The organism is Gluconacetobacter brunescens (assembly GCF_048695475.1).
Taxonomy (GTDB): Bacteria; Pseudomonadota; Alphaproteobacteria; order Acetobacterales; family Acetobacteraceae; genus Gluconacetobacter.
The window spans coordinates 638,395-651,880 of the sequence record NZ_JBLHEN010000002.1; the positions used below are offsets into that span (position 1 = coordinate 638,395).

Sequence of the window (13,486 nt, forward strand, 5' to 3'; positions counted from 1 at the left end):
AATCGAGCGTGCCCCGATAATAGGAACCCGAGCCACCTCGGCATGGTCGCCTCGTTTCCGGTCCGCCTGGGCTTTCCTTTCAGAGCCCAGGGCAGATCAAGGAGGCCCGCTGAGCCAGAGCGGCCTGGTCACGAGACCGCCCGTCGCGATTGGAACATACGTCAGGCCGTCCGGCGGAACCCCTTATCCGCTGCCTTGAGACTGAAGCACGTGGCGCGGGCCACTTCCGGGAGATTTTCTTGCGTGACCGTCTCCACCGGCACACGTCCATCAAGCATCGCATTCGGACGGGACAGGGCGTGGTAGATCTGCCAAGGATCGGCGTCCCACGCCTGCTTGAGCACCGCCTGGATCATCCGATGCTTGACCGGATCAAGGTGCCAGTCGGGCACACGCTGCCCCCGGTTGCCCACGGCAATCGCCAACAGGTTCCCCGCCTGGACCTCGTAGCTGATCCAACGGCGAGACTTCCCGGCGAGCTTGGCGAATTCGGCCACCGGGAGATTGTGCGGTGCCTCCAGCGTGTCCATGAGCAGCATCTGGTCACGCTGAAGCTGCGAGAGCGCCGGGTTCTCTTCCTGAGCCGGTCGGCGGACAGCCGACAGGCGATGCACCGGGACTGTGGGCATCGGTTCGCCGGCCACCTCCGCGACAAGCCGCAATTGCGGCGACGGTGGGAGGGGACGTGACGGCGATGGTTTTTCTCCGCCTGCCGCTCCCTCCTCGATCCGAACGGCCAGCGGGGTACTGGCGGCCATCACCTGATCTTGTTCCAGCAGGTCCAAACGATCGGCCCAGTCCTGCATCATGCGCCGACGGGGCTCCACATAAAGCGCGTGGTTGTAGGTCGCGCTGACACGGTGAGGATCGGCGTGCGACAATTGGCCGTCGATCCAGTTCATCGGGTAGCCGATCTCATTGAGCGCCGTGGAGAGTGTGCTTCGGATACCGTGACCCGTCAGCTGGTCCGCGTACCCCATCCGCTTGAGCGCGGCGTTGAGAGTGTTCTCGCTGATCCGCTTCCGCAGGTTCGAGTCGTGGTGAAAGAGATAGCGCTGCGCGGGGGCCATTTGCGCCAGAAGGAAACGCACGATCTCGATCGCATGGGCTGACAATGGAACGATATAGGGTGGGATATCTTGCGGCCTCTTGCGCTGCTTGCGCAGCGTGAGTTGCAGCTGCTTCACCGACTCGGCCGGGATCACCCACAGCCCCTCGTCGAGATGGAATTGGTCGGGGGTGGCCGCGCGCAACTCGCCGGTGCGCACACCGGTCAGGAGCAGCAGACGGATGCCGACCTGCGTCTGAAGACGGCCACGATAGCGACGCAACCGCTTCAGAAATGCGGGCATATCATCCAGACGCAGGAACGGATTGTTGCGCACCGGCGGCAGCGGACGCGCGACCACGTCGAGATCCGAGGCGGGATTCTGTTCCAGCCCAGGGACCTTCACCAGCGCGTAGCGGAACATCTGGTTGAGCCAGCACCGAATCTTCTTCGCCATGCTGAGCGCGCCGCGCTTCTCCACCCGATCGAGCACGTCCAGCAGGTGATGACGCCGGATGTCGTAGATCGATAAGGTACCGAGAACCGGCAGCACGTCCTTGGCGAAGATACGCTCCACCTGGGACAACGCGGTCTGGCGACCATGGCGCAGAGACAGGGCGCGATGGGCATGCCACTGGGTGAAGACCACTTCGAAGTTATGCTCGGCCGCCTGCCGGGCTGCGGAACGCCGCTGGTCGCGCTCTACCTGGGGATTGGCTCCCTGCGCGACAAGCGCCCGAGCCTGATCTCGCAAAGTGCGGGCCTCCCGCAGGCTGACCTCCGGGTAGCTGCCGAGCGACATACGCTTCTGGCGCCCAAGCCAGCTGTAGCGAAAGTGCCACGACTTGCCGCCTCTGGCCGTGACACAGAGGGACAGACCGTCCTGATCGCCCAGCGTGTAGTCCTTGCCCGTGGCCCTGGCCTGGCGGACGACGACGTCGGTAAGAGACATGAGGAACTCCTGAGGGACATCAGGAGCGATCGTCGGTCACCTTCGCCGTCCATACCCGGCAGAAACCGGATTCGCGTACACCCGCAAAGACGGACTAAAAAATGGACTAAACGCGAGTGGCTGCGGGTAGATTTCCATGGATCCCAGTGGAACTCGGCCGGGGAAATTTCCTGCGGTTTCAAGCCCTTGTGGAACTCGGTGGATTTCCATGGAACATGCTATGGAGCGGGTGAAGGGAATCGAACCCTCGTATGCAGCTTGGGAAGCTGCCGTTCTACCATTGAACTACACCCGCGTCGCGACCAGCCCTATACCGCACCGCCCGCCCCGATGCAATCCACCGCCGCTGCCCCACTATGGTTGACGAGCGCCCCCCCGATCCGCAATAACCCTGTCGTCTGCCAGCCCCCGATAGGGGCCGACGGACCCTCGGGATTTGGATCGGCCGGCTTGCGACGAGGTTAAACAGACGCGCTAAAGAGGCCTGACACCGCCAGACTCCGCGGGCGTCACGGTTTCCACGGTCGGATTTCCGCGTCAGGACGCGGGGCCACGGAACCGGTCCGTCACCCGGATGCTCCCAGCCTCGGCCTCCTGACGGTTTTGTTCCGGGAACTGACGATGAGCACAGACTCCACCTACCGCCCCGCTACCCGCCTGCTGCATGCGGGCGTCGAGCGCACGCCCTTCGGCGAGACGAGCGAGGCGATGTTCCTCACCTCCGGCTTCGTCTACGACAATGCCGAGCAGGCCGAGGCCACCTTCACCGGCGATGTCGTCCATTACCAGTACAGCCGCTTCGGCAACCCCACCGTCGCGGCGCTGGAATCCCGCCTGGCGGACCTGGAAGGTGCGGAGGCCTGTATCGCGACCTCCACGGGCATGGGCGCCGTCTCCTCGGCCCTGCTGTCGCACGTCAAGGCCGGCGACCGGGTGGTGGCGTCGCGCGCGCTGTTCGGCTCCTGCCACTGGATCGTCGCCAACCTGCTGCCCCGCTACGGCGTCGAGACCGAATTCGTCGACGGGCACGATCTGGACGCCTGGGCCGCCGCCCTGTCCCGCCCGACGGCGGCGGTGCTACTGGAAAGCCCGTCGAACCCGATGCTCGACATCCTGGACATCCAGGCAATCTCCGACCTCGCGCACAAGGCCGGCGCGCTGGTGGTGGTCGATAACGTCTTCGCCACCCCGCTCTACCAGAAGCCGCTGGAACTCGGCGCCGACGTGGTCGTCTATTCCTGCACCAAGCATATCGACGGCCAGGGCCGCGTGCTGGGCGGCGCGGTGCTGGGCCGCCGCGACTGGATCACCGAGACGCTGCAACCCTTCACCCGCAACACCGGCAACGCGCTCTCGCCCTTCAATGCCTGGGTGATGCTGAAGGGCCTGGAAACGCTGCCGCTGCGCGTGCGCGCGATGACCGAAAACGCCGCCGCCGTCGCCGACCACCTGGCCGCCGCCGAGGGCGTAACCCGCGTCTTCTACCCCGGCCGCGCCGACCACCCGCAATACGAACTGGCCAGGCGCCAGATGAGCGACGCCTCCACGCTGGTGGCATTCGAGGTCGCGGGCGGCAAGGAGGGCGCGTTCGCCTTCATGAACGCCCTGCGCCTGATCGCGATCTCCAACAATCTGGGCGACGCCCGCTCGATGGTCACCCACCCGGCCACCACCACGCACATGAAGATCGGCCCCGAGGAACGCGCGCGCCTGGGCATCAGCGACGGCGCGATCCGCTTCTCGGTCGGCCTGGAAGATATCGCCGACCTGAAAGACGACCTCGATCGCGGCCTCGCGGCCCTGCGGTCGCGCTGAACCGACAGGAACCACGCCATGGCCATTGACAGACCGCCACCTCCGGGAATGCCCCCCGACCCGGATGCCGCTCTGGCGGAGGCCATGGAAGGCGCCCCCTGTTACGAGGCGACCACCAACGCGATCCGCGTGGTCGTGCAGACCTTCTGGCTGGACGACCAGTCCACGCCCGAGGAGCATCGCTTCGCCTGGGCCTATCGCATCCGGATCGAGAATCTGGGCAGCGAGACGGTCCAGCTCCTGCGCCGCACCTGGGAGATCATGGACGGCACCGGCCGGATCGAGCATGTCCACGGCGACGGCGTGGTCGGCGAGCAACCGGTGCTGGAACCCGGCCATGTCTTCGAATACACGTCCGGCACCGGTTTGCAGACGCCGACCGGCTTCATGCGCGGCCGCTACCACATGATCGACGCCCGCTCGCACCGGCCGTTCGACGTCCAGGTCCCGCCCTTCAGCCTGGATTGTCCCTACCACCCCACCATCATCCACTAGCGCGCCGCGCACGCTTCTCCCCGAAGACAGGATTCATGACCGAAATGTCCCAGGCCCCCCTTCTCCGCCCCTCTCGCGAGGAGGCGGAAGATGCGATCCGCACCCTGCTGCGCTGGGCAGGCGAGGACCCGTCGCGCGAGGGCCTGCTGGACACGCCCAACCGCGTCGTGCGCTCCTACGAGGAATTCTTCGAAGGCTATGGCGAGGACCCGTCGGCGATCCTGTCGCGCACCTTCTCCGAGGTCGATGATTACGACGAGATCGTCCTGCTGCGCGACATCCGCTTCGAAAGCCATTGCGAGCACCACATGGTGCCGATCATCGGCGTCGCCCACGTCGCCTACCTGCCCAGCAAGCGGGTGGTGGGCATTTCCAAACTGGCCCGCGTGGTCGACGCCTTCGCCCGCCGCCTGCAGATCCAGGAGCGCCTGACCGCACAGATCGCCAACACGATCAACGACGTGCTGCAACCGCACGGCGTCGCCGTGATCCTGGAAGCCGGCCATCAGTGCATGACCACGCGCGGCGTCCACCGCCCCGGCGTCTCGATGGTCACCAGCCGCATGCTGGGCGTCTTCCGCACCAATTCCGACACACGGCGCGAGCTGATGTCCATGCTCAATCGCCCCTCGGTCGCCACCGCCCACCTGTAAGAGGCTGCTTCAAAAGCCCCGCTAGCGGCGGCCTGACGGCGGTTTCCTGCGCTTCGGTGCTCACGGCCATCAAGGCCGCTCCGCTCCGATGCTCGAAAACCACCGCCAGACGCGCGGCTGACGCCACGCTTCCACTCACTATCAGAGCATTTGAAACAGCCTCCCATATTCCCCTCCCCGCCGCCGAGTGAACGTATGTCGATCTTCCACGGCCTGTCCGCCTTCCCGATCACACCGGCCGACGCGCACGGTACCGTGGATGTCGAAGGCGTCGCCCGCCTGACGGCATATCTCTCGGCGGCCGGTGTCGATTCCATCGGCCTGCTGGGCAGCACCGGCATCTATGCCTATCTCACGCGCGCCGAACGCCGCCGGGCCATCGCTGCCGCGGTCGAAAGCGTCGGCGGCCGCACGCCCCTGATCGTCGGCATCGGCACATTGCGCACCGACGACGCCCAGGCCCTCGCGCGCGACGCCGAGGCCGAAGGCGCCGACGGCCTGCTGATGGCTCCGGTGTCCTACACGCCCCTGACGCAGGAAGAGGCTTACCAGCACTATGTGGCGGTCGCCGGCGCCACCCGGCTGAAGCTGTGCATCTACAACAACCCCAGCACCACCCATTTCACCTTCGGCACGGAACTGCTCGAACGCCTGGCGGACGTTCCCAACATCGCCGCCGTCAAGATGCCACCCCCGCCCGAAGGCACCGTCGCCGACGAACTCGCCCGGCTCCGGGCCAGCCCGGTGGGCAAACTCGCGATCGGCTATAGCGGCGACTGGATCGCCGCCGAGGCCCTGCTGGCGGGATGCGACGGCTGGTTCAGCGTCCTCGGCGGCTTCCTGCCGCACCTGGCCCGCACCCTGACCACCGCCGCACGAACCGGCGACCACGCCACAGTGCTGCATTGCACGCAGCAACTCCGGCCATTATGGGCGCTCTTCCGCGCCTTCGGCAGCCTCCGCGTCGCCTACGCCGCAATCCATCACCTGGGCCTGTCCCAGGCCATGCCACCCAGGCCGATCCTCCCCCTGCCCGAGCCCGACCAGCAACGTGTCGTCGAAGCCCTCCGCGCGTGCTCCAAAAACGCGCCCTAAGGGCCACCCTATCTTCGAAAAAGATCAGAATTCCGCAACCACCGAGAAATACGTGCCCCGCCGCTGCCCATATTGCGCCTGATAGATCCCGACACCGCTCCCGTTCCGGAGTTGGTAGCGCCTGTCGAACAGGTTGACGACATCGGCACGGATCCTGATGTCATGCCCGAACGGCACCTTCGTGAAACGATGCTCGTAGCCGATGTTGAACACATCATAGTCCGGCTCTTTCGCAAGATTGGCGAAGCCGCTGCGCAGGCCGTAGCCATACACGAAATCGACGTAAGCCATGTCATGCGTCGTGGTCCACGAGGCGCCGGCCGTCGCCGTATATTCCCCCTGGTGGTCCAGTTGGATCGCATGGCCTTTTATGTAGGCCAGTTCCGCCATATCGAACTGGTACTGCGCTGAATTGATGTTCCGCGCGGATGTTTTCACATAAGAGAAATTCCCGAACACCGACCACGGACCATGCCGCCACGAACTCCCGAATTCCACGCCATAAACACGTCCCCGCCTGTAGCTGAAAGGTGCGAGGATCACCGCGCGGCCAAATTGTCCAAGGTCCGTCAGGTCATGCGCCCATTTGGCATAAGCATCGAGCGTGATCTGAAATTCCGGGGTAATGCGCTGGAGAATCCCGCCGTCCACATAATGTGATTTTTCGACCTTCGTTGCGTCGTCGATCATGTTCGCCGCCGCATTGGTCGTCCCCGCGAAGCGCGCCAGCGTCGAGGGATAGACGTATTGCGGCGAAGGCGGCGCGAAATAGCGCGAATACCCAATATGCAGGGTCGTGCTGCGGTTCGGCTTCCAGACCATGTTCGTACGCGGACTCAACTGCCCCTCATTGCCGAACGACGACGCAAAACGGTCGTAGCGAATCCCGTAATTGAATGTCAGGTCATGGGTAATCCTATATTCGTCCTGAATATACGCCCCCGCCTCCACCGACCAGTTTCCCGTATTGTCGATCAGGCGCACCGGCACGTCGGAAGTCTGCTCACCCTGCGCATCGACGGGAAAGGCAAGCGTATTCGTATCGAGCCGTTCGGACGTATATTGCCCCAGAATCCCCGCCCGCACGGTATGACGGGGGGCGATCTCATATGACAGATCGAACTGCATGCCGCCGGTCGTGAAGTCGTTGACCTCATGCTCCGAAACCCCTTGATAAATCAGGTCACGATCCCGATCCGGCGTATAATCTATGCGGCCATAGCGAAAATACGGCGAGGCCTGAAAATTCATCTTGTCCGTACTCCGCTGATAGGAGAGCACGGCATAATAATTCTGCTCCGTCTGGCTGTCATCCAGTTTGGCCCAGTTCATGGCCGGGTCGTGCCGATCGACGCCCGCCACATCATAAATGCTGGTGTAATCCGGACTGTTCACATCGAACGTCTTGAACGAATTCGGAATCTCGAAATCGGCATAGGACGCACTGGTCAGCAGCGTCACCCTGCTGGCGTCGTCGATATGGTAGGACAGATAGGAAAAAGCCTTTTCCTGCTCCGTTACGTCATGAACAGCCCGAAACGTGTCACTCGGGTTTTCAATCCCGATCGCGTTGCGCGTAAACGACAGCGTCGTGAAATAATCCAATCTGCCGCGCTGCCCACCGAGCTGAAGCGACGGGACGAAGCTGTTGTAACTCCCCCCGTAAAGCGAAACCTGATTATGTTTCAGACTGTCGCCGGTCTTGGTCGTGACATCCACGACCCCGGCGGTCCGAAAACCGAACTGCGCCGGCAGCGTACCGGTCAGCAGGTCGAGCGACTGGATGATACGGGTATCCAGTTCCTGCCCGAACCCGTTGAGCCCCTCCGGCAGCAGCACGCCATTGACGCGATAGGTCAGGCCACCATGCTCGCCGCGCACATGCACCTCTCCGTAACTGTCCAGCACGACGCCCGGCACACGCAACAGGATCTGATTGAACGCCGCATTCTGCCCCTGGGGCGTGGCCGCGATCTGGCGCTGGTCGATCCTGTAATCGACGGCCCCCAGACCGGGAAAGATGCGGGCCCGCTCCCGATTGAGGTACCCGACGACATTGACCGTCTCACGACCGTCCGGCGGCGCCGACGCGGCAACCGATGCCCCTCCGGTACCACGGCCCCGCGCATTCTTCCCAGCCCGATCCGGCACGCCCCTCGCATCGGCGATATTTTGCCGCACGCCCTTCTCCCGCGTCGCATCCACCGCCGCAGGCACAATGCCCTTCGCCGGAGCCGCCGATGCGGCGCCCTTGCCCGGCCAACCCGTCCCGATCACCAGGCAGGCAAAGACGACCTTCCACCCTCCCGCACCCAGCCGAAGACGAGCACTTCCCGACCCGCCATGAAACTGCATATACTCACAAATATAGCATTTGCTATATACATGGCGAGACATCGGAAACATGCGTTCTCCAATAGATATTCCAAAAACCATCCAAGGGACCTCAAGGAGCGAACGCAGCTTCGGGCCGAAAACCAGAGCAACGGAACGCCACGCGGCAGTCAATCGTACCGGACCAAAATATGCAATATGCTATATTAAATAGCATAAACAAATCCACACGCGCCCGCGCTTTCCTTCGGTCGCGTACCTGTCACCCCGCGCGGGTTCCCACACCGGTCCAGCCTGCCTATAAATGACCATCGGCCGAATCATCCGGCTTTCGCCAGCGGCACCGTCCGGCGCCGCCTGGGTTCCAAGGGCTTCCCGAATGACACGATTTTTCCGCATCAGCGCACTGGTCGCCACGACCACCCTTGCCGGTCTTTCCGGCGCAGCAATGGCCGCACCCAATCCGTTTGCAAGTCCCAGCACGCTTCCGCTCCAGGCACCGCGTTTCGACGTGATCCATGACAGCGACTACAAGCCGGCCTTCCTCCAGGCCATGGCGATCCAGAAGGGCGAGATGCGCCGGATCGCGAACAACCATGCCGCCCCGACCTTCGACAACACGATCGTGGCGATGGAACGCTCGGGCCGCATGCTCGATCGCGTATCGATGACCTTCTATGGCGTCTACCAGGCCAACACCAACGCCACGCTGGACAAGACCCAGAGCGACATCGCCCCGCTGCTCTCGCAACATCAGGATTCGATCTATCTCGATGCGAAACTCTTCAAGCGCGTCGAGACCTTGTACAACGACCGCGCCCATCTGGACCTGACACCCGAACAGGCGCAGGTCCTCACGCTGTACTACCAGCAGTTCGTCCATGCCGGCGCGAAGCTCTCCCCCTCCGACCAGGCCAAGCTGCGCGCCCTGAATACGCAGATCTCCACGCTGGAAACGGCGTTCCAGCAGAAGCTGCTGGCCGCCACCCGCGACGGCGCGCTGGTCGTCGACAACAAGGCCGCCCTCGCCGGCCTCGATGACGGCACGATCACCGCCTTCGCGAAAAATGCCGCCGACCGCAAGCTGCCCGGCAAATGGGTGATCCCGCTGCAAAACACGACGCAGCAGCCCGACCTCAAGGACATGACCGACCGCGCCACCCGCGAGGCCCTGTTCCAGCAGAGCTGGACGCGCGCCGAAAAGGGCGACGCCAACGACACCCGCGCCACGATCGCGACCCTGGCCCACGCGCGGGCCCAGAAAGCCGCCCTGTTCGGCTACCCCGATTTCGCATCCTATGTGCTGTACGACCAGATGGCCGACACACCGGCCGCCGTGCAGCGTTTCATCGCCGAACTGGCCCCGGCCACCCGCACGCAGCAGGATCACGAGGCCGCCCGCATCCAGCAAACCATCCGCAAGGACGGCCAGTCCTTCACCTTGCAGCCCTGGGACTGGACGCATTACGCCGAACAGGTGCGCAAACAGGATTACGCGCTCGACGAAAATCAGGTGAAGCCCTATTTCGAGCTCAACACGGTCCTGCGCGACGGCGTCTTCTTCGCGGCCACCCAGCTCTACGGCATCACCTTCAAGCAGCGGACGGACATCCCCGTCTACGACCCCGACGTGATGGTGTTCGAGGTCTTCGACAAGGACGGCTCGACGCTCGGGCTGATGTATTTCGATTATTTCAAGCGCGACAACAAGAATGGCGGCGCGTGGATGTCGAACTTCGTCGGCCAGTCCAAACTGCTGGGCACGAAGCCGGTCATCTATAACGTCGCCAACATCGCCAAGCCGGCGGCCGGCCAGCCGGACCTGATCAGTTTCGAAGACGTGGTCACCATGTTCCACGAATTCGGCCACGCCCTGCACGGCCTGTTCGCCAACCAGACCTACCCGATGGTCTCAGGCACCCAGGTCGCGCGCGACTTCGTCGAATTCCCCTCGCAGTTCAACGAGCACTGGGCGCTCGACCCGGCCGTCTTCGCCCACTACGCCCGCCACTACAAGACCGGCGCCGCGATGCCGCAGGCCCTCGTCGACAAGATCAAGAAAGCCGCCACCTTCAATCGCGGCTACAGCATGGGCGAGCTCATCGCGGCGGCCCAGCTCGACATGGCCTGGCACGCCCTCCCCGCCAGCGCCCCCGAGCAGGATGTCGACGCCTTCGAAAAAGCGGCGCTGGACAAGACCGGCCTCAACACCGCCCTCGTCCCTACCCGCTACCGCACCAGCTACTTCCTGCACATCTGGTCCAACGGCTACTCCGCCGGCTACTACGCCTATCTGTGGACCCAGATGCTGGCCGACGATTCCTTCGCCTGGTTCCGCGAACATGGCGGCCTCACCCGCGAAAACGGCCAGCATTTCCGCGACATGATCCTCTCCCAGGGCCACACGCAGGATTACGGCCCCATGTTCCGCGCCTTCTACGGCAAGGACCCCGACATCACCCCCATGCTCAACCACCGCATCCTGGGCACGGACCCGAACTGACCCCAACCCCGCAACCGCACGCCGGAGCAATCCGGCGTGCATCGGCACACTCCCCCACATTCAACCGGCAAATCCGCCCCATTTCAGCAATCGAACCTGCGCCGAAACCATTCCCGCGCATCAGACCGTGCCGTTCGGCCGGATGGACTGGCATGATGGAACTGACATTCGTAAAACGCAGCGGCAAACATGACGAGCTGACCATCGTGCGAAGCGGGGGCGCAACGGAGACGATCGCATGCCCGAAACAAGGCATCATCCCGCATGACATGATGCATTACGCCGTGGAGAGCGTGCTCGCTCATCGCGGCTTCCTCTCCCTCGCAAAGGAAGGACAGGCAGCAATATTCACCACCAGTGGCGGAGATATCGAGGAAGCGGTCGAGCGGCTGGTTGAGACGTTTCAAGCCGAAATGTGGGGCGGCCGCGTCCCGGTGGCGGACTTCCTTGCCACATACGAGCATGCCTGCACGGCGCGCGGACACGGTATCGCCGCGATTTCATCTCATGATGTAGCGGCAATCCGAAAGCGGATCGACGAACTGACGCTTCAATGGGCCGCGATCCCCCAAAATGGAGCCCTGACCGTCCGCTTCTGAGTAGCCCACCCGAAACCGCACGCTACGGCGATACGGAAAAAAGCGCGGAGCACGGCCAACAGCCGCACCCCGCGCCCACCACGCTTATTTCTCGCTGATCTGATACGTCAGCACGACATGGTTGCTCCCGGCGGCCTGCGACGGCACCACCTGGATCGCCGCACTGACACCATGCGCCTGATAAGCCTTCTGCACCGCCGTCTGGTCGGCCGCCATCGCCGCCTGATCGATCGGCGACCCGGGACGCAGCTTCGTCGCATTGGTCAGGTCGGCGGCAGACAGCTTCTTGTTGCCGGTAAAGACGATCTGGTCGACCACCAGCGCGGTCTGCACCACCTCCGGCGCCTGCTCCTCGATCCCCCACTCGACATAGACGGCGGCCCCGACGAATTTCATCTTCTGGCCGAATTTCAGGCCCACGTTCTTCTTCTGATACACGCCCATCACGTCCTGCGCGCCGGCAGTGATCTGGTCGCGGGTCACGGTATCACCCTGATGGAACGGCAGCGCCGCCAGGATCTCGTCGGTCGAGACCTGCTTGTTCCCGGTAATGACCAGCGATTTCAGCTTCAGCGGCGCATTGGCCGCCGGCGGCGAAGCGGCAAGGGCCTGCGGGCCGGAGAACGCGGCGGAGGCAAAGCCGGTGGCGATCGCAACGGCCAGCGCCGAGCGGGCCAGAAGATGACGGGTGCGCAAGACGGAATTCTCCCAAGCATGACCGGGCGACCGAAACGCCGCCCTTGCCCGTCCATGATGCACAGCTATCCGCCCATGCCAATGCCGGGGCCCGACATGGGCGGCCCCGAAACGATCAGATCGTCACCTTTGCTCCCAGCACGGCGATGAACTGCGCCAGCCAGCGCGGATGCGCGGGCCATGCCGGCGCCGTCACCAGCCACCCGTCGGTCACCGCGTCATCAACCGCGATATCGGCATAGATCCCGCCCGCCAGTTCCACTTCCGGCCGGCAGGCCGGATAGGCCGACACGGTGCGCCCCTCGATCACGCGGGCGGCGGCCAGCAACTGCGCCCCATGGCACACGGCGGCGACCGGCCGCCCGGCAAAGGCCCGCACCAGGTCGATCACCCGCTGATCCAGCCGCAGATATTCCGGCGCCCGGCCCCCCGGAATCACCAGCCCGGCATAATCCGCCGCATTCACCCCCTCGAAATCCGCCGTCAGTGCAAAACGATGACCCGGCTTCTCGCTATAGGTCTGCGCCCCTTCGAAATCATGGATCGCCGTCAGCACATGCTCGCCCGCCTTCTTGCCCGGACAGACGGCATCGACGGTAAACCCCAGCATCGACAGCGCCTGGTAGGGCACCATGATCTCGTAATCCTCGACATAGTCGCCCGCCAGCAGCAGCAATTTCTTCGCGCTCATGGATCGCGTTCCTCTCTCTACGGTCGTCCGTTCAGTCGTGCGAAGCCGGCAGATGCTCACGCAGGCGCGGCATCAGTTCCACGAAGTTGCAGGGCCGATGCCGGCTGTCGAGCTGCCAGACCAGAATATCGTCCCACCCATCCTTCACCGCTCCGCTCGATCCCGGCAGCGCGAACAGATAAGTGCCCCGCGCCACCCCGGCGAGCGCGCGCGACTGGATCGTGGAGGTCCCGATCTTCTGGTACGACAGCATGCGGAACAGTTCGCCGAACCCCTCGATGCGCTTCTCCAGCACCTGCTCATAGGCTTCCGGCGTCACATCACGGCCGGTCACGCCGGTGCCCCCGGTCGAGATGATCACGTCGATATCGGGATCGGCGATCCATTCCTTCAGGCACCCGGTGATATGGTCCACATCGTCCGGCTCGATACTGCGCGCCGCCAGTTCGTGCCCGGCGGCCACGATCCGCTCGGCCAGCAAGGCGCCGGAGGTATCGGTTTCCAGGGTACGCGTGTCCGACACGGTCATCACCGCGATACGAACAGGCAGGAAGGGACGGGTAAGATCCAGCTTTGACATGGCGCCATGTTCCCCCATCGGCGGA

Annotated in this window: 11 protein-coding genes, 1 tRNA gene and 1 riboswitch; of the genes, 6 read left to right on the plus strand and 6 right to left on the minus strand. The window is 63.9% G+C overall.

All coding sequences use genetic code 11. From position 1 onward, the window contains the following. Nucleotides 1-161: 161 nt before the first annotated feature. Together ACMAUO_RS15180 and ACMAUO_RS15185 are read right to left on the minus strand one after the other, a co-directional pair. Nucleotides 162-2,000, minus strand: coding sequence for a tyrosine-type recombinase/integrase (locus ACMAUO_RS15180; RefSeq protein WP_420357784.1), 1,839 nt, complete (start codon nt 1,998-2,000; stop codon nt 162-164). A gap of 221 nt (nt 2,001-2,221) precedes the next feature. Continuing rightward, nucleotides 2,222-2,295: transfer RNA gene (locus ACMAUO_RS15185), tRNA-Gly, on the minus strand. Between the two features lie 123 nt (nt 2,296-2,418). Next, a riboswitch (SAM riboswitch) is annotated at nt 2,419-2,499 on the plus strand. A gap of 122 nt (nt 2,500-2,621) precedes the next feature. On the opposite strand from ACMAUO_RS15185, the gene metZ reads away from it, so the two are divergent. From metZ to ACMAUO_RS15205, 4 genes are all read left to right on the plus strand, one after another. After that, complete coding sequence (gene metZ, locus ACMAUO_RS15190; RefSeq protein WP_420357785.1) at nt 2,622-3,815, plus strand: O-succinylhomoserine sulfhydrylase; 1,194 nt, start codon at nt 2,622-2,624, stop codon at nt 3,813-3,815. Nucleotides 3,816-3,833: 18 nt separating this feature from the next. Further along, nucleotides 3,834-4,310, plus strand: a complete 477-nt coding sequence (gene apaG, locus ACMAUO_RS15195; RefSeq protein ID WP_420357786.1) for a Co2+/Mg2+ efflux facilitator ApaG/CorD — start codon at nt 3,834-3,836, stop codon at nt 4,308-4,310. Between the two features lie 35 nt (nt 4,311-4,345). Further along, on the plus strand, nt 4,346-4,963 hold the full coding sequence (folE, locus tag ACMAUO_RS15200) for a GTP cyclohydrolase I FolE (RefSeq protein WP_500862076.1): 618 nt from the start codon (nt 4,346-4,348) through the stop codon (nt 4,961-4,963). A gap of 195 nt (nt 4,964-5,158) precedes the next feature. Beyond that, the gene (locus ACMAUO_RS15205) at nt 5,159-6,058 is read left to right on the plus strand and encodes a dihydrodipicolinate synthase family protein (protein WP_420357787.1); all 900 of its coding nucleotides are present in this window, start codon (nt 5,159-5,161) and stop codon (nt 6,056-6,058) included. A gap of 24 nt (nt 6,059-6,082) precedes the next feature. Here ACMAUO_RS15205 and ACMAUO_RS15210 read toward each other — a convergent pair whose 3' ends face one another. Further along, nucleotides 6,083-8,464 (minus strand): TonB-dependent receptor, encoded by a 2,382-nt coding sequence (locus tag ACMAUO_RS15210; RefSeq protein WP_420357788.1) that lies wholly within the window; start codon nt 8,462-8,464, stop codon nt 6,083-6,085. A 307-nt stretch (nt 8,465-8,771) separates the two neighbouring features. On the opposite strand from ACMAUO_RS15210, the gene ACMAUO_RS15215 reads away from it, so the two are divergent. Further along, on the plus strand, nt 8,772-10,895 hold the full coding sequence (locus tag ACMAUO_RS15215) for a M3 family metallopeptidase (RefSeq protein WP_420357789.1): 2,124 nt from the start codon (nt 8,772-8,774) through the stop codon (nt 10,893-10,895). A 152-nt stretch (nt 10,896-11,047) separates the two neighbouring features. Next, nucleotides 11,048-11,494: a hypothetical protein gene (locus ACMAUO_RS15220; RefSeq protein WP_420357790.1), complete on the plus strand. Its 447-nt coding sequence runs from the start codon at nt 11,048-11,050 to the stop codon at nt 11,492-11,494. Between the two features lie 84 nt (nt 11,495-11,578). Here the strand turns inward: ACMAUO_RS15220 and ACMAUO_RS15225 are convergent, their stop codons facing one another. From ACMAUO_RS15225 to moaB, 3 genes are all read right to left on the minus strand, one after another. Next, complete coding sequence (locus tag ACMAUO_RS15225; RefSeq protein WP_420357791.1) at nt 11,579-12,190, minus strand: POTRA domain-containing protein; 612 nt, start codon at nt 12,188-12,190, stop codon at nt 11,579-11,581. Nucleotides 12,191-12,305: 115 nt separating this feature from the next. Next, nucleotides 12,306-12,881 (minus strand): DJ-1/PfpI family protein, encoded by a 576-nt coding sequence (locus tag ACMAUO_RS15230; protein ID WP_420357792.1) that lies wholly within the window; start codon nt 12,879-12,881, stop codon nt 12,306-12,308. Nucleotides 12,882-12,912: 31 nt separating this feature from the next. After that, complete coding sequence (gene moaB, locus ACMAUO_RS15235; RefSeq protein ID WP_420357793.1) at nt 12,913-13,461, minus strand: molybdenum cofactor biosynthesis protein B; 549 nt, start codon at nt 13,459-13,461, stop codon at nt 12,913-12,915. Nucleotides 13,462-13,486: the final 25 nt, after the last annotated feature.